The organism is Advenella incenata, from assembly GCF_004217095.1.
GTDB classification, from domain to species: Bacteria; Pseudomonadota; Gammaproteobacteria; order Burkholderiales; family Burkholderiaceae_B; genus Advenella; species Advenella incenata.
Genome location: NZ_SHKO01000001.1, coordinates 124000 through 140623, shown reverse-complemented (window position 1 = coordinate 140623; position 16624 = coordinate 124000). Strand labels below are relative to the sequence as shown.

General features: G+C 54.8%; 13 protein-coding genes. 8 read left to right on the top strand and 5 right to left on the bottom strand.

The window, feature by feature from the left end; translation table 11 throughout:
- Positions 1–2: 2 nt before the first annotated feature.
- Together EV681_RS00590 and EV681_RS00585 are read right to left on the bottom strand one after the other, a co-directional pair.
- Complete coding sequence (locus EV681_RS00590) at positions 3–1553, bottom strand: class I adenylate-forming enzyme family protein (RefSeq protein WP_130303054.1); 1551 nt, start codon at positions 1551–1553, stop codon at positions 3–5.
- Positions 1554–1555: 2 nt separating this feature from the next.
- Entirely contained in the window at positions 1556–2398 is an 843-nt protein-coding gene (locus EV681_RS00585; RefSeq protein WP_130303053.1) for a phytanoyl-CoA dioxygenase family protein, read from the bottom strand.
- Positions 2399–2570: 172 nt separating this feature from the next.
- Here EV681_RS00585 and EV681_RS00580 point away from each other — a divergent pair, with 172 nt between their 5' ends.
- The 4 genes from EV681_RS00580 (at position 2571) to EV681_RS00565 (ending at position 6466) form a co-directional block, all read left to right on the top strand.
- Positions 2571–3335 carry a DeoR/GlpR family DNA-binding transcription regulator gene (locus tag EV681_RS00580; protein ID WP_130303052.1) on the top strand — a complete coding sequence of 255 codons (765 nt, stop codon included), beginning with the start codon at positions 2571–2573 and terminating at the stop codon, positions 3333–3335.
- A 179-nt stretch (positions 3336–3514) separates the two neighbouring features.
- Entirely contained in the window at positions 3515–5020 is a 1506-nt protein-coding gene (gene glpK / locus EV681_RS00575) for a glycerol kinase GlpK (RefSeq protein WP_130303051.1), read from the top strand.
- 392 nt (positions 5021–5412) lie between these two features.
- Positions 5413–5901, top strand: coding sequence for a cysteine dioxygenase family protein (locus tag EV681_RS00570; protein ID WP_130303050.1), 489 nt, complete (start codon positions 5413–5415; stop codon positions 5899–5901).
- A gap of 61 nt (positions 5902–5962) precedes the next feature.
- Entirely contained in the window at positions 5963–6466 is a 504-nt protein-coding gene (locus tag EV681_RS00565; RefSeq protein ID WP_165392899.1) for an Lrp/AsnC family transcriptional regulator, read from the top strand.
- Between the two features lie 41 nt (positions 6467–6507).
- Here EV681_RS00565 and EV681_RS00560 read toward each other — a convergent pair whose 3' ends face one another.
- Positions 6508–7854, bottom strand: a complete 1347-nt coding sequence (locus EV681_RS00560; RefSeq protein ID WP_130303049.1) for an NAD(P)/FAD-dependent oxidoreductase — start codon at positions 7852–7854, stop codon at positions 6508–6510.
- A gap of 214 nt (positions 7855–8068) precedes the next feature.
- Complete coding sequence (locus tag EV681_RS00555) at positions 8069–9742, bottom strand: ABC-F family ATP-binding cassette domain-containing protein (protein ID WP_130303048.1); 1674 nt, start codon at positions 9740–9742, stop codon at positions 8069–8071.
- Positions 9743–10306: 564 nt separating this feature from the next.
- Here EV681_RS00555 and EV681_RS00550 point away from each other — a divergent pair.
- Entirely contained in the window at positions 10307–11002 is a 696-nt protein-coding gene (locus EV681_RS00550; protein WP_130303047.1) for a glutathione S-transferase N-terminal domain-containing protein, read from the top strand.
- Between the two features lie 107 nt (positions 11003–11109).
- Here the strand turns inward: EV681_RS00550 and EV681_RS00545 are convergent, their stop codons facing one another.
- Positions 11110–12066 (bottom strand): alpha/beta fold hydrolase, encoded by a 957-nt coding sequence (locus EV681_RS00545; protein ID WP_130303046.1) that lies wholly within the window; start codon positions 12064–12066, stop codon positions 11110–11112.
- A 93-nt stretch (positions 12067–12159) separates the two neighbouring features.
- On the opposite strand from EV681_RS00545, the gene EV681_RS00540 reads away from it, so the two are divergent.
- The 3 genes from EV681_RS00540 to EV681_RS00530 all read left to right on the top strand — a co-directional run bounded on the left by EV681_RS00540 (position 12160) and on the right by EV681_RS00530 (position 16498).
- On the top strand, positions 12160–12738 hold the full coding sequence (locus EV681_RS00540; protein ID WP_130303045.1) for a CGNR zinc finger domain-containing protein: 579 nt from the start codon (positions 12160–12162) through the stop codon (positions 12736–12738).
- 787 nt (positions 12739–13525) lie between these two features.
- Positions 13526–15676: a TonB-dependent siderophore receptor gene (locus EV681_RS00535; RefSeq protein WP_130303044.1), complete on the top strand. Its 2151-nt coding sequence runs from the start codon at positions 13526–13528 to the stop codon at positions 15674–15676.
- Positions 15677–15688: 12 nt separating this feature from the next.
- Complete coding sequence (locus tag EV681_RS00530; RefSeq protein ID WP_130303043.1) at positions 15689–16498, top strand: DJ-1/PfpI family protein; 810 nt, start codon at positions 15689–15691, stop codon at positions 16496–16498.
- The last annotated feature ends 126 nt before the right edge of the window (positions 16499–16624 follow it).

Here is a 16624-nt window from a genome sequence, read left to right as displayed (position 1 = left end):
TGTTATGTTGCAGAACGCGGCGCGATCACGGCGCCTACGGGTTTAAGTTCCTTGCGCGCAAGCTTGCCCACAGCCGTGCGCGGAAGCGCGTCGGTGATGGCAATGCGCCTGGGTGTTTTGTAATGGGCAAGTTGCGACGCGCAATATGCGCGCAGCGCCTGTTCATCGGGTGTGCAACCTGGAGCAGGCGTCACCCAGGCGTGAACCACCTGACCAAGGCGCTCATCAGGTACGCCGAACGCTGCGCAGTCGCCCACGCTCGCGCACTCGCGTAGCGTCTGCTCAACTTCCAGCGGATACACTTTGAATCCGCCAACATTGATCGTTTCCTGGCAACGGCCTTGAATGAACACATAGCCATCTTCATCCTGGCTTGCCAGATCACCGGTATAAAGCCATCCATCACGCAGCATCTGCTGTGTCAGATCGGGTCGATTGCGATAGCCGGCCATCACCTGCGGCCCTCGTACACAGATTTCGCCCACAGCACCCGCGGGTACATCATTGCCCTGTTCGTCGACAATGCGCAACTCACAGCCAGGCACAGGCAGGCCGACGGAACCAGGCTTGCGCACGCCCTGCACCGGATTGTAGGTAAGACAGGGACCCGCTTCGCTTTGTCCATAGCCCTCATAAATCGGGCACCCGGTCAGCCGTTCAAATTCCCTCAGCGTACGTTCAGGCAATGCGGCCGCACCGCTATAGCAGGCGCGCAGTTTGCCTGCTTTAACCTGCTCAATGTCGGGCTGGCGCAGCAGATCATGGAAAATGGCTGGCGCGCCCGACATCAGGGTCACACCCTCATGCGCCAGCGCATGTACAGTGGACCCGGCATCAAAACGCCGCTGGATAATCAGTTCGGACGCAGCAAAGGCACTTAAATGCAGACACATTGCCACGGCCGATACATGAAACAGTGGCATGGGGCATAACACAACTTCCTGACCCGGTCGCGTCGGCAGGCGGGCCTCGCGCTGCAGCAAGTTGGCTGCGAGATGACCATGAGAAATATCCACACCCTTGGGCTGGCCAGTAGTGCCGCCGGTGTATTGCAAGGTAGCCAGATCGGCGTGGCCAGGCAAATCCTGCGGCAATGCCGTTTGTGAATCGAGCAGTCGCAAAAAGCTGCAACCGCTGCTGCCCGTTTGCAGGATGCGCTCAGCAGACAGACTATTGCAAACTGTTGTCAGATCCACACGCACGCTGTCATCGGCGATCAGCAGACACACATCGGCATCGGCCAGCATGGCCTGCAATTCACGTTCACCGTAGCCGGGATTGAGCGCAACAACCTGCGCCCTCAGGGCATGGACGGCAAAGGTGGCAATCGCCAGATCAAGCGAATTTTGCAGCAACAACCCTACCCGCTTGCCCGGCGCCACCATGGGCCGCAGCTCCTGAGCCAGCGCACCGACGACGCCTGCATAGTCGGCGTAACAAAGGCGCTGCCCCTCAAAGCGCAAGGCCCAATGCCTGGGATAATCTTGCGCAGCATCGCGCAGCAGATGGACGACAGACGCAGGAATCCCCTGCAGAGCGTTTGGCGCAGTCATGATCAGCTTTGTGCTTGGCGTCGTTGCAACTTGCGATCCGTCGCTTCCCACACAGTGGGGCGGCCTTCCTGGCCCAGCAGTTCGATTGGATCATTGTTTTCGATATGGCCGTACTGGCCCTTGTATATCCCGTAGCCACATAGCTCCTGCAGGCGACGCGGAAACTTTGCGGCTGTCTCGCGGGGAATACCCAACTGCAGATTCTCCTGCTGACGCATCCAGCCCGCGCAGTAATAGCACGAGAGCGCATAACGACGCTCATCGGTCGTATTGGCGCCGCCCTTGTGCCACAAGGCGCTGTCAAACAGCATCACGCTGCCGGCAGGCATGGTCGCCGCAATGGTTTGCACTTGCGTCCCGTACGCGGGCGCATGATCCAGCTTGTGGCTGCCTGGCACGATACGGGTTGCGCCATTGGCTTCGGTAAAATCACTCAATGCCCACATGGCGTTGACTGCAAGCGGTGGGCGCGGACGCGGCAATGCCAGTTGCTGTGTGTCTTCGTGCAGCGGTTGCGCGGTCTGGCCCGGGCCCATAGTCAGCGAGCACAGGGAGGAGAGCAGCAGCTCGCGATCAAGCAACGATTCGGCAAGCGCCAGTACCGACGGCTGCAGGGGAACGTCCCAGAAAGCCTCGTCATAAGCCAGCAAATTATTGATGCGAACCGTCTTGAGCCCTTCAAACGAGGTTTTGGCGTATCCAAAACCGTGGCGCGCCTCGACGGACAACAAAGCCTGTTTCAGCCGCTCGACATGCGCTGGTGCGATCAGATTTTCAAGCACCACATAACCATCACGGTCAAAGCGTTGTTTGTATTCAATCAGTTGTTCAGGGGTTGAAGTCATCAGTGACGGTACAAATAGTTAAAACGAACACATGTATTTTCTAAATTGATTTCTTATTTTCTATTATGTTCGTTTTTATCCTTAATGTATATCAATTTTCATAATGGTTATCCCTATGGTTTATTCTTTTTTTTTCCTTTAGGCTATACATATTTTCCTTTAGGCATTATTCATGAGTGCAAATCCTCGCCAGGATCAATTGGTCGATGAAGTTCGACGACAGGGGTCTATGTCTGTCGAAGCGCTGGCCGATCGATTCGGTGTCACACTGCAAACGGTCCGCCGGGACGTCAAACAACTGGCCGAAACAGGCGTGCTCACCCGCTATCACGGCGGGGTACGCATACCCGAGTCGACCACCGAGAATATTGCCTATCTGCAGCGTCGAATGCTCAACGATGAGCCCAAGCGCGCCATTGCACGTGAAGTGGCAAAAGCCATTCCCGAAGGATGTTCGCTTATTCTGAACATCGGCACCACCACCGAGGCGATCGCACGGGAACTGTTGCGTCATCGTGGCTTGCGGGTCATCACCAACAACCTGAACGTCGCTGCCATTCTGGCCGACAACGCCGATTGCGAGGTCATTGTCTCCGGTGGCGTAGTCCGGTCGCTGGACCACGGTATCGTCGGCGAAACCGCCGTAGATTTCATTCGGCAGTTCCGCGTAGACATCGGCGTTATTGGTATCTCGGGAATCGAGCAGGATGGCACCTTACGAGACTTTGATCTGCGCGAAGTGAAGGTGGCCCAGGCCATTATTGCCCAATCACGCGAAGTTTGGCTAGCAGCTGACCATAGCAAGTTCCATCGCCAGGCCATGGTGGAGCTGGCGCGCATGAATCAGGTACACCGGCTATTTACCAATATGCCCCCACCCGAACCATTTCCTGCGCTACTGCAAGAAGCCGGCGTGCAGTGCATCGTAGCCGAATAGGTTGTCACTCACCCTGATAAATCAACGCTTGTTGCAGTAACCCAAATTCATACTTCATACCAAAAAAACCGGAACCAATGAGGCAAGCTGCTCGCGCTCTATTTCAACGATTCGTCTCTCTTGGATATCGGGATAGGACATTGACAAGCGCAGCGGCTTCTTTTCTGTAGAGATCACCCATGACCTATTTGCTTGCCCTGGACCAGGGCACCTCCAGCTCGCGCAGCATTCTCTTTGACGCCAAAGGCCACTGTATCGCCCAGGCGCAAATGGAACTGTCGCAGATTTACCCGCGCCCCGGATGGGTTGAACACGACCCGCGTGAAATCTGGCGCACCCAACTGGCCACCGCACGTGAAACACTGGCCAAGGCCGGCGTGACCGCAGCCGATGTGCGTGCCGTAGGCATCACTAACCAGCGCGAGACCACGGTACTGTGGAATCGCGCTACCGGCGAACCCGTGCATCATGCAATTGTCTGGCAGGACCGTCGTGCCGAACCGGCCTGCGCGCAACTGCGCGAACAGGGTCATGCGGCAACAATTCATGCCAAGACCGGGCTGCTGGTGGACGCTTATTTTTCCGGCACCAAGCTGCAGTGGCTGCTTGACAATGTGCCTGGTGCGCGCGCTGCGGCCGAGCGCGGTGAATTGGCCTTTGGCACCGTAGACAGCTGGCTTATCTGGCAACTGACCGCGGGCCATCGACATGTTACCGATGTGAGCAATGCGAGCCGCACCATGCTGTTTAACGTGCACACCAACCAGTGGGATGAAGAACTGCTTGCACTATTGAATATTCCCCGCTCGCTGCTGCCCGAAGTACAGGCCTCCAGCAGCGACTTTGGCCGCACCGATGCCCAAGTGCTCGGCAGCGCCATCGCCATTGGCGGCGTGGCAGGAGATCAGCAAAGCGCATTGTTTGGGCAGGCCTGCTTTTCTGCGGGCATGGCCAAGAACACTTATGGCACCGGTTGCTTTATGCTAATGCATACCGGAAATACGTTCCAGGCCTCCCACAACGGCCTGCTGACCACCAGCGCAGCCCAGCCCCATGCCACACCTGAATATGCGCTTGAAGGCAGCGTCTTCGTCGGTGGCGCCGTGGTGCAATGGTTGCGCGACGGCCTGCGCGCCATCGAACACAGCGGCCAGGTACAGCAACTTGCCGAAAGCGTACCCGACTCGGGCGGCGTGATGATGGTGCCCGCCTTTACTGGCCTGGGCGCCCCCTACTGGCAGCCAGATGCACGCGGCACCATTACCGGCATCACTCGCGGCACGACGCTGGCCCATATCGCCCGCGCAGCGCTGGAGTCTATCGCCTATCAGAGCGCCGCGCTGCTGACCGCGATGAGCCGCGACGCGACCGATGCAGGTGGCCAGCCCGTAAGCGAATTGCGGGTTGATGGCGGCGCGTGCGTCAATGATCTGCTCATGCAGTTCCAGGCCGACCTGCTGGGCATTCCCGTGGTGCGTCCCGCCTGCGTCGAAACCACCGCACTGGGTGCGGCCTACCTCGCAGGGCTTTCCAGCGGCGTCTATGCCGACACCGAGGAGATCTCCCATCTGTGGCGCGCAGAGAGGCGCTTTCATCCTACCCAGGGCCGAGAACGGGCCGAGACGTTGATGCAGCAATGGGAGCATGCGGTGCGACAATCCGCTGCAGCTGAAAAACAGATATAACATAGCCTATCCGCTTGGCAGCATCCGCACCCCGAAACGTGCAACTAAAGTGTGTTCCGGGGCACAGTTCACCCAGCAACGTTGGTAGGACTCCCTCGTTTTTGCAGCACCTGCCCGTTATTTGATGTCATTTCAGTTGGCATTTTCTTTATTAATACGGCCGCTTTTTGACCGGGTTGTACGCAGCGGCAGCCTAAACGAGCGCCCGGGAAGGCGAGCTGGCAGAAAACGCCTATCCCGACGATAGGAAAATATTTCTAATATCCCCTTATTCTTGATAAATATAAGCAAATTAATTCTAGTTATATATTCCTATAATTTATAGCATTGGCAAAATAAATTGTAGGACGAAAATGCTTAACTCTCTTCACGCCCAAACCGTATTGAACAGAATGTCTGTCGATATTGACGGCGTAATGCAAGCCAATCAGAACCGGCTTTTAAATGGGATTTCCCTCTTACTGGACGAAGCCGAACAGCTTATGCCTTTGTTACCGCCAAGTGCGCTGGCCTCGGCTTCCAGCACGTACTCACGTCATCTGGTTTATGCAGACGAACTGGGCCGATATTCGGCCATGCTGCTGGTTTGGCACCCCGGACAGCACAGCCCGGTGCATGGCCATAGAACCTGGTGCACCTACAAGGTTTTACAAGGTCAGCTGACAGAACGTCACTATAAATGGAACGCGGCAACGCGACGCGCAAAAAAGTGCGGCCAAATTAGTCGTCATGCAGGAGATGTTGTTTCGGCTCCGGCAGGGCTTGCCGATATTCATCAATTGGTTAATCAGAGCGCTGAAGTTGCAGTCTCGCTGCACATATATGGCGTTGATAGTGAACGTATCAGTACACATGTCAATTATTTGATACACGAAGAATGAAGCGCGACCGGTTAGAATAAGTCAGTTGCCGTGACTGATGACAAACGAAATAGGAACAATTTTGGACAAAACCGATCTGCTTATTCTGGACATTCTGCAAAAGGATTCAACAGTATCAATTAACGAAATCGCGGATCGGGTAAATCTTTCGCAAACCCCTTGCTGGCGAAGAATCCAAAGGCTGGAGGCCAGCGGCCATATTATGGGCAAAGTGGCGCTGCTTAATCCAAACTTGCTCAATCTTAACGTTACCGTTTTCGTTTTCATCAAAACCAACAAACACAATCGTGAATGGTATGAAAAATTCAGCGCTGTAGTACAGGCCATACCCGAAATTGTAGACTTTTATCGCATGAATGGCACTGTAGACTATCTATTAAAGATAGTGGTTCCTGATATAGCAACATACGACGCGGTGTACCAGCGCCTGACCAGGACGATCGAAATTTTTGACGTGACATCCTCGTTTGCGATGGAAAAAATGAAGTCTACGACTGTACTCCCCTTAAATTACGCGCAACTGGGTCGTGATTCCGACGAATCAGATGCTGGGTCGACAATTTGATCATCTACGTAGGTTTATTATGTTTACTTCACCAGCAGAGACTAAAGTGACGTGCCCAGCCGAATCGGACTGCCGTCGGTAAAGCGGGAGAACCGGAAGCGATGCAGCTTATGTCCGGCCTCGTTGCCCTGGATCATATCTGAAATAATGCGCCCCATGCCCGGCCCGATGCCAAAGCCATGACCACTCATCCCTGTCGCAACAACAAGACCGGGATGAGTAGGCACCCAATCAACAATGGGAACGGTATCGGGCATGAGATCAATCATCCCGGCCCAGCGCTTTTGGAAACGAACCGGCTCCATCTGAGGGAAAAGCCGCTTGAACCCGCGCTCGATAGAACGAAGGTCCGACGCATCGGGCGCTGGATTAAGTACCCGCATGCTTTCAAAAGGGCTGGGCGTCTCGGGCGTCCAGTCACGGGGAGTCGTCCAGCCGTCTGGGTACCCTGCAGGCGCCCAGAGCGCATAACGGGTCCCTAGCGGATCGGCTTTCAAGGCAGGAACATATTTCGCGGCATGCCTGAAGGCATCTGGCCCCAGATAAAGCCGGTGGCTGCCAGAAGGCGCAAGCGTATAGCCGCCATCCTGCCTGCGTCGAAAAGCGATATGTTTTTCCGCGGCAGCGCCGGCATGAAACTCGGGCATAGGCTGCGTTGCCGCAACCGTTGCCTTGACCGCCAGTTGAGGAATCGTAATGCCGTGTTTTTTCAGAAAGAGCGACGACCATGCGCCCCCCGCCAGAAGGACGGATGACGTTGCGATATACCCCTGCTCGCTCCATACCCCGGCGATATTGCCCGCCGCCATCTCAAGTGTCCTGGCCGCACAGTTCTCGATAATCGTCACGCCCTTGCGACGAGCAAGTCTGGCCAGGGCAGGAACAGCCAGCGAAGGTTCAGCCCGCATATCCGAAGGCGTGATCATCGCGCCCTTGAATGTACCCGACATGCCTTTGATCAGTTCAGCGAGACCACCAGCGCCCAGCATCCGGGTATCCATGTCGTGTGCAGCTGCAATCTTCATGAACGCATCGAAATCGGCCATTTCTTTGTCAGAGCTGGCCAGATAGGTCACGCCGGTTTGCCGAAGTCCGATATCTTCTGCGCATTCCAGCACCAGTTGTGGCCATAGCCGGGCCGCCTCGATCATAATGGGCAGCTCGTCCTCATCCCTGCCTTGCTTGCGAATCCAGCCCCAGTTGCGCGACGACTGCTCAGCCGCAACGCGGCCTTTTTCCAGCACGGTTACCGCCACATTGCGCTGAGCAAGGTAAATGGCAGTTGTAATACCAATAATGCCGCCGCCGATGATCACGACATCGGACGATTTTGGCGGCGGGCCGGCGTAAACAATGGGGTCGGTTTCTGAGAAGGGAAAGGCGTTCACGTGTCGAGTTTCACAATGAATGAGATTGCGTGGAGTGGCGCAGTGCGACGGGAAGTCTGATTAGTGTAACTTTTAATCAAGCGATGTGTTGGCGCGCAAGCAATCTTTTGCGTATCAAACTTGAACGGGTGTCCTATATCGAAGACACACCCCTGATCCAGAAGTACCGCGCCAGCCTTAAATATCCGCAACACCCGCCCACTCGCATTAGCACTCAGGCGACCTTCCTGCCGCTTGCCGCTTCCCGCTGACGCTTGGCCTCTTCCAGTAGATATACCTGGTAATCATCCAGATCGCCGTCAAAGTCTGTCATGCCGCCGCGCGACACCAGCCAGAACTCGTCGCAGACCGAACGCAGCAGCGCGCGATCGTGGCTAACCAGCATCGCCGAACCTTCGAACTCGTTGAGCGCAACGCTCAGGGCCTCACGTGTGGCCAGATCCAGGTGATTGGTCGGTTCATCCAGCAGCAGAAAATTGGGGCGCTGCCAGACAATCATGCATAACACCAGGCGCGCTTTTTCACCGCCGCTCATGCTGCCAACAGACTGCTTGACCATATCACCACTGAAATTAAAGGTGCCCAGAAAATTGCGCAGTCCCTGTTCACGACAATCCATGGCGCTGGGTCGCATGCTGGCCGGCGTGTCGCGCACCAGGCGGATCATGTGTTCGAGCGGGGTGTCGGCAGGCCGTAAGACATCCAGTTCCTGCTGCGAAAAGTAGCCGATATTCAACCCTTTTCCAGGGATAATCTCGCCCGCGATCGCCTCCAAAGCGCCGGCAATGGTTTTTACGAATGTAGATTTGCCTTGTCCGTTAGCGCCAAGAATGCCGATGCGCTGTCCTGCCAGGACAGAGCGGTTGATGTTCTGCACGATGACGGTTGGCTTGGCATCGGCCGGCGCATCTTCGGGCGGCGGATAGCCAAAGCTGGCATCGGTCATGGACAGCATGGGGTTGGGCATGCTGAGCGGTTCCTTGAATTCGAACTGAAACTCGGCATCGGCCAGCATGGGCGCAATTTTTTCCATGCGCTCAAGTGCCTTGACGCGGCTTTGCGCCTGCTTGGCCTTGCTGGCTTTAGCCTTGAAGCGGTCAATGAATTTTTGCAGATGCGCAACTTTTTCCTGTTGCTTGGCGTGTGCCGCCTGTTGCAGCAACATTTGTTCGGCACGCATGTCTTCAAACTTGCTGTAATTGCCGCCGTAGCGCACCAGCGTACTATTGTCGATATGCAGCGTCACGTTGGTGATCGCATCCAGGAATTCACGGTCATGGCTAATCACAACCATGGTGCCAGCATAGTTTTTGAGCCAGGCTTCCAGCCACACCAGCGCGTCCAAATCCAGGTGATTGGTGGGTTCATCAAGCAACAGCAGGTCCGACGGACACATGAGTGCCCGCGCCAATTGCAGGCGCATGCGCCAGCCACCCGAAAAACTGTTCACCGGTCTGTCAAGTTCGGCTACGCTAAAGCCCAGACCCAGAATAAGCGCCTGCGCACGGGCAGCAGCATCGTGGGCACCTGCGTCGTGCAAGGCCATATAGGCGTGCGCCATGCGCATACCGTCATCACTGGCCTCGGATGCAGCCACTTCGTTTTGCGCGGCTAGCAGAATCGTGTCGCCCTCTACCACAAAGTCCGTTGCGCTCTGCTCGGTTTCCGGCATGTCCTGCGCCACTTGTGACATACGCCACTGCGATGGAATGGAAAACTCGCCACCATCCTCGTGAAGCGTGCCATTGAGCACCGCGAACAATGAAGACTTGCCCGCGCCATTGCGGCCGACCAGACCCACCTTTTCTCCAGGATTGAGTGTGACGGAGGTTTTGTCGAGCAATACTTTGCTGCCGCGACGCAAGGTCACGTTCTTGAGAATAATCATTGAGGGTAGGTCTTCATTTTCGGGAACAAAAACCCCAGCCGAGACTGACCGGGATTTGATCAAGGATGACGGGGCGATGAGCCGGACGGGCAGCTTGCCTGATGGCAAGACGGCGGAAACGGCGAAAGGAAGGTGCAATTGTAGCAGCAGAGGGGTCGAAAATGGGCTCCATCATGGGTGCGGACGCGTTGCAGCCGGTAATTTAGCCAAGCGGGAGCAGACGGCCTCTTGTTGAAGTGAACAGGATATCCAGCGTCCACCCCTTACAAAGAACACGTGGAAGGCAAAAGCGGCGGCAGTGTGCAATGCGAACCGAAGCGATCCGACCACAGGACACGTTGAATTTGCGCATATCGCCCGACCCGGGGGGCCGGCACGCAGTCCGTTCTCTTGTCATGCAGGCAAAGCAGGCGAGGCCCTTGGTGTGAGCGATAGAATAGGAACAAATTCCCTAGGCATTTGCGCCCCAGGCCCGCGAAACCATCTGCCCCTGCGGCAATCTAATAACAAAACAGAAACTCATTTGCTTTAAGATTACAAATGAAATCAACCGAAGGAAAAAGAATGACACTCAATCACCCCATTTTTACGCGCTGGCCGGCGCAGCATCCCGATCGTCTGCAACTTTTTTCCGCTCCCACACCCAATGGTGTGAAGGTCGGCATTATGCTTGAAGAAACGGGTCTGGCCTATGAGCCGCACAGGATCGACATCTCGGCGAACGAAAGCCACGATCCGGCCTTTCTTGCGCTTAACCCCAATGGCAAGATCCCCGCCATCTACGACCCCAGCGGCCCCGGCGGCAAGCCGCTAGCGCTTTTTGAGTCAGGTGCCATCCTGCTCTATCTTGCCGACAAAACAGGACAATTTATCTCGGCCGATCCCGGCACCCGTTACGAAACGATCCAGTGGCTGATGTGGCAGATGGGCGGCGTCGGACCGATGTTCGGCCAGCTTGGCTTTTTCCACAAATTTGCCGGCAAGGCCTATGAGGACAAACGCCCGCTTGAACGCTATGCCACCGAATCGGCGCGGCTGCTGGGTGTTCTTGATAAGCAACTCTCGGACCGCGACTGGGTGATGGGCACCGACTACAGCATCGCCGATATTTCACTGCTGGGCTGGGTGCGCAATCTTATCGGCTTTTACGAGGCGCGCGAGATTGTTGGCTTCGACCGTTTTACTCATGTGCAGGCCTGGCTTGACCGTGGTCTTGCTCGTCCGGCGGTGCAACGGGGCCTGGAAGTGACGGCGGCTTAGAGAGCGCTTCTCTGAAGTGAAATTGTAGTGACAAAGAATGATCCGCAGCGCGCTGCGGATCACTCCAATACTGACCGGGTATCCAATGCGCCTGCCATCACGCATGATCACTTTACATTTTTGTCCAGGAATGCGCGGACGACCGGAATAATTTCTTTGCCGTGGGTTTCCAGGGCGAAGTGACCGGTATCGTAGAAACGGACGTCCGCTTCAGGGATGTCGCGCTTCCATGCCTGAGCCCCCGCCGGCAGGAAAAACGGATCGTTCTTGCCCCAGACTGCGAGCAACGCAGGCTGATATTGGCGAAAGTAGGCCTGGAACTCGGGATATTTCTCTACGTTGGATGCATAGTTCAACAGCAAGTCCAGCTGTATATCTGCCATGCCGGGCCGCGAGATGAATGCGCCTTCGAGCGTATAGCCATCCGGTGCCACGACACTCACGTCGCTTACCCCTTCCACATATTGCCACTTGATTGACGCTGGTGTCGGAAAATCGGCCAAGGCCTCGCGATTTTCCTGGGTAGGCGCTTGCCAATACTTCCGGATTGGTTCCCAGCCCTTGGCAAGACCCTCTTCATAGGCATTTCCGTTTTGCGAAATAATCGCCGTCACACGGGCAGGATGAGCCAGCGCCAGACGCCAGCCTACGGGGGCGCCGTAGTCGTGAACCGCGAGGGCATAGCGGTCAAGCTTTAGCTGCGTGGTGAACTGCTCAATCGTTTTCGTGATATTGGCAAATGAATATTCATACTTGCCACGCTCAGGAGATTCTGTGAATCCAAATGCGGGCAAATCAGGTGCGATGACATGGTACCGGTCTGCGAGGGCCGCAATGAGGTCGCGCCACATATACGATGATGCTGCGAAACCATGCAACAGCAGGATGGCCGGCGCACCGGGATCGCCCGCTTCGCGGTAGAAAACCTTCACGTCGCCTACCTGCTCGTAACGGTAATGAACCTGTTGGTGTGCAGAAAGGGAGGCGTCTGCGGCCTGCGCTTGCCCTGTGAGCAAAGCCGCAGCGACACTGGCTGAGGCTGCAATCGATTTGGTGGATTTCATGACTGGCTCCTTAGTAACCTGTAAAAGTATAGATTGAAGGTTATCAGCGATTATAGTATCCTGTCAACATACAAATTACCGGTTACTAAAATCATGCCCTTGGTCACAAACGGAACACCATTATTTATTGCAAACAATCTTGCGCTCGACTTCATTAACACCGAGTATGGGGTGGGGCCGCGACACTGCGACTGCTTTGATAGCGACCACAGTGTGATCGAATGGCTCAGACTCGCCGGGTTGCTGCCTGATGACTGCAGCAGTGCGCCAGCAGGCCTGGTTGAACTCGCGCGCGCGCTCAGGGACAATGCCAAAGCGGTGATCCTGGCAGCCAGAACAGGCACCTCGGCCGATGCCGCCGTCATCAATCAGGTATTGGAAGCGGGCCGCTCCCGGACGGAACTCGAGTGGGACGCAGCCAGCAAAACATTCAAGATCGTCAAGCACCGGCACAACATGAACGCAGCCAGCCTGCTTGAACCTGTTGCACAAGCGCTCATACAATTGCTTTCGAATGAAGATCTGCAACTTGTACGCGAATGCGAGGCGCACGACTGCACATTATTCTTCCATGATTTGACCAAGTCGCATCGGCGGCGCTGGTGCAGTATGGCCTCTTGTGGCAACAGAATGAAAGCGGCCGCCCATCGCGCCCGCAAGAACGCTCAATAGCCCAATGGCAGGACGATTCAGCGTCCTGGAAGGGACCGAGAGCAGGGGTAAACTGGTGATCACCAGTAACCAGACGCTGCTTTGGTACTGACTGCGCACGTTGACTATCGGACAACGCCCTGCCGGCTTTGAAAGATTGCTTGAAGGCACTTATGACTGCAGATACAACAGCCCTCGCCTTCTTCCAATATCTCTTTCACGCCATTGCTCCACGGCCACCATCTGCTCCATGCAGGCCCGACCGGTAATGGTCGCGGCAGACCGTGGACCGCCCATTTCCTGAACTGGCAATACAAGAGATTCAGCACGTTGTGCGCCTGCGCCAATCCATAAAATGATTCAGGCAACCACTTTTTCAGGTGATCGCCCATTCTGAATCGTCTTCACCCGCCCAAACTGCCACAAACATCCGCTTTGGGCTGGAGCGGAAAATCATCTCACCCGGTTGTCCCTCGTTTAATGACAAAGATGTCATCAAACCGCCATTTTGCCGACAGATGCAGCTCAGTACCATGTGCCCATCTTGTCCGCGCTCCAAATGGATCGGTTTTCTCATTCGGTAAATTAAGACGATTGTGATATGTGGCTGATTCGAAAATTCGCCGTGCAGCAAGGGCTGCCCTGGTAGTTCTGGGCTTACTCGTTTTCTATATGTCGATCCGATTGCGGTCATGTTAGCGACAAATAAACCCCGTCTCGCAACACGAAACATAAACCTGGGCTATTGCACCTTATGAAAAAGCATTGCTACCCTCTTGAGGCCAGAACATTCGCTCTTGCAAATCGCATGTTATTAACTGCTCTGGTGTGCGCATATTCGATCGGGCATGCGCCGCTTGGTAGCGCCTCAGTCGCGGCCCCAAAGACGAAAGGCGCTTCAAGTTCCCCCACTGATGCGAAGTCAAATCAACCAGCAAATGTGGCTGCGGTGACCTTGGATCCCATAGAAGTTTCTGCATTGCAAACCAGTTACGCTACGCAAAGCGCTATGTCAGCCACAAAAACCGAAACGCCCTTGATTGAAATCCCTCAATCTATCCAGGTGATTCCGCGTTCCCTGATAGATGAACAGGATCGTCGCACACTAGCCGATACCCTGGTCAACGTCTCGGGAGTCATGGCAACCAAATCACAGGAAGTGTTGTTTACCACACCTGTCATTCGAGGATTTCCTGCAGATATTTATTTCGATGGTTTGCCGGCGTTTGGTACAACCGCAAGTGCGGACCCGACTAGCCTGATAGGGACCGAAAGAATAGAAGTGTTAAAGGGCCCCACCTCCACGTTGTATGGTGGTGGCGTTGGTGCACCGCTGGGTGGATTGATAAACGTCGTGTCCAAATCTCCAGAGGCCGAACCTATTAACCTGGTGGGAGTCCGTACAGGGAGCTATTCCGCATTAAGCACCTTTGCTGACGTCAATGTACCCTTGAGCGAGAAGATCAGAGCCAGAATTTCAGGAGAGTACCAAAAAGAAGGCAGCTGGATAGATCATGTCAAAGGCCGACAATATTCAGTGCAGCCCAGTATTTCTTTTCAACTTTCACCAAAAACGCAACTGCTGCTGCGAGGAAAGTTCGACAAACGTAGCCAGCGCGAATACTCCGGCCTGCCCGCCCTGCAAGCACTCTCCGGGGACCTTGACTCAGATGTCTACCCCGGCGCAACGTGGGGACAGCCACTAACCACGATCAAAAACCAGCTCATATCCGCAGAACTGCAACACTCGTTCAGGGATGACATTAAATTTACGCTTACCGCACATCATTTCAACAGCAAAAGCCGCGATTACGGGAGCTTTATTTATCCCGAAGTTGCAGGACCGAATCCGAGAACACCGACTGTCTACCCTATCTTTGGTCTTTACCTTCCCGCTACGCTTAAAGAAACGACCATTGATGCAAACCTGTCGTCCACTTTTGACATTCTGGGCGGCAATCACCAGGTGCTGGGCGGCATCAGCTACGATTCAACGAAACTGGATTCGGCAATTTCAGATGCCATACCCCTGGGCGAGCTCGATCTGGCAGATCCGCACTATCGGATCGATTACGGTTCCGCACCAATACCCACTTACTCTCAGACTAATCGATACCAGACAACGGCCCTCTATCTGCAGGACCAGGCAACTTACGGACGTCTCCATATCCTGGGTTCTCTGCGACTGACCAGCCTTCGGCTTCGCCAGAAGCAGCAGAACGTAAATGCCTTTTACCACCGCCTCACACCGCGATTGGGCATCACATACGACCTGACCGATAGTTTGTCGGTCTATGCATCCTATGGCACCGGTTTTCGGGGTCCGATCAATTTCCTCGGGCTCGATACGCCCAAGCCGGAGACATCGCGCAATATCGAGGTGGGCGCCAAATTTTCCGCTGATGACCTTGGGCTTTCCGGGACCGTTGCCTTATTCAACCAGACGCGCAAAAACGTTGCCACTGCCGACCCCGACCCGTCCCATATTGGCTATTCGATTCAAACCGGCCAACAGCGTGCACGCGGACTGGAAGCAGATCTCCTTTGGGAGCCAGACGACGCGTTCTCACTTTTATTCAATTATGCATATACACAAGCAGAAGTCACCAAAGATACCTCTATTCCCACAGGCAATCGCCTACCTCGCGTCCCGAAACACAGCGTGCGCCTGGCAGCACGTTACCGCATCACAGATGGAATAGCAAAGGGGCTCTCATTCGGTGCAGGAATAACAGCCGTGAGTGCTCGCGAAACCACCTTGCCAAATAGCGCAAAAGTACCCGGATACGCTCTAATTGACGCACAAGCCAGTTACAGCTTCGACAAGTACACCGTTTCATTATCAGCCGTCAATCTGACCAATCGCAAAGTCTACGATACCTATCAGTATCTGGCATCTCCTGTCGTCATTCCCGTCCAACCACGGTCAGCGTACCTGACGCTAACTGCCCAATTTTGAGAAATTACCATCATGATTAACCACACTCGTCGCAGTATTTTACTGAGCACCCTACTCTCACCCGTTGCTGTTAGTGCCGCCAATATCGATATTTCTCCCGAGGAGATAGAACGAAATCTGGACAAAACACCGTGGTACGGAGACGAAAGAATCGCAATGCTTGTTTACCCAGGCATGACGATCATGGATCTGGCCGGCCCCCATTGCATGTTCGGAAGTCTGATGGGGGCCAAGATACACATTGTCGCTAAATCGCTCAGTCCAGTTACAAGCGACGCGGGCATGGTCGTCGTTCCTGACACTACGTTTGACTCATGCCCGAAAGATCTGACTGTATTGTTCACTCCCGGCGGGACAGATGGTACGCTGGCAGCAGCATCGGATTCCGAGACGCTTGAATTTATGACTGATCGTGGTGCACGTGCAAAATATGTCACTAGCGTTTGTTCGGGTTCTTTAATCCTGGGGGCTGCTGGATTACTCACAGGATATAAGGCCACTTCACATTGGTCGTGCCGGCAAGCACTGGCAGGATTTGGCGCCATTCCTACCGATGCAAGGGTTGTACGTGATCGCAATCGGATTACCGGTGCAGGGGTGACTGCCGGCCTGGATTTTGGCCTGACCATGGTCGCCGAGATGCGTGACCAGATCTATGCTGAATGCACCCAATTGGTGGGCGAATACGATCCTGATCCGCCATTCAATGCAGGCTCCCTCAAATCGGCACCGTCTGACGTCAAAAGAGCCATGATCAAACTGCTGGCCGATTTCTCCAAGAAAGCAGAAGTCCTTGCCTTTCCGGACAAAACAATTAGTTAGTCTACAATCACTTGCATGATTCCTGAACATCATATCGATTTTCATCGTTTGACATTGAGTTTATTGACGTGCAGCTTGGCGTCCATACGTGAAGAAAGAGACCAACACCGACCGCAGGAACATTTC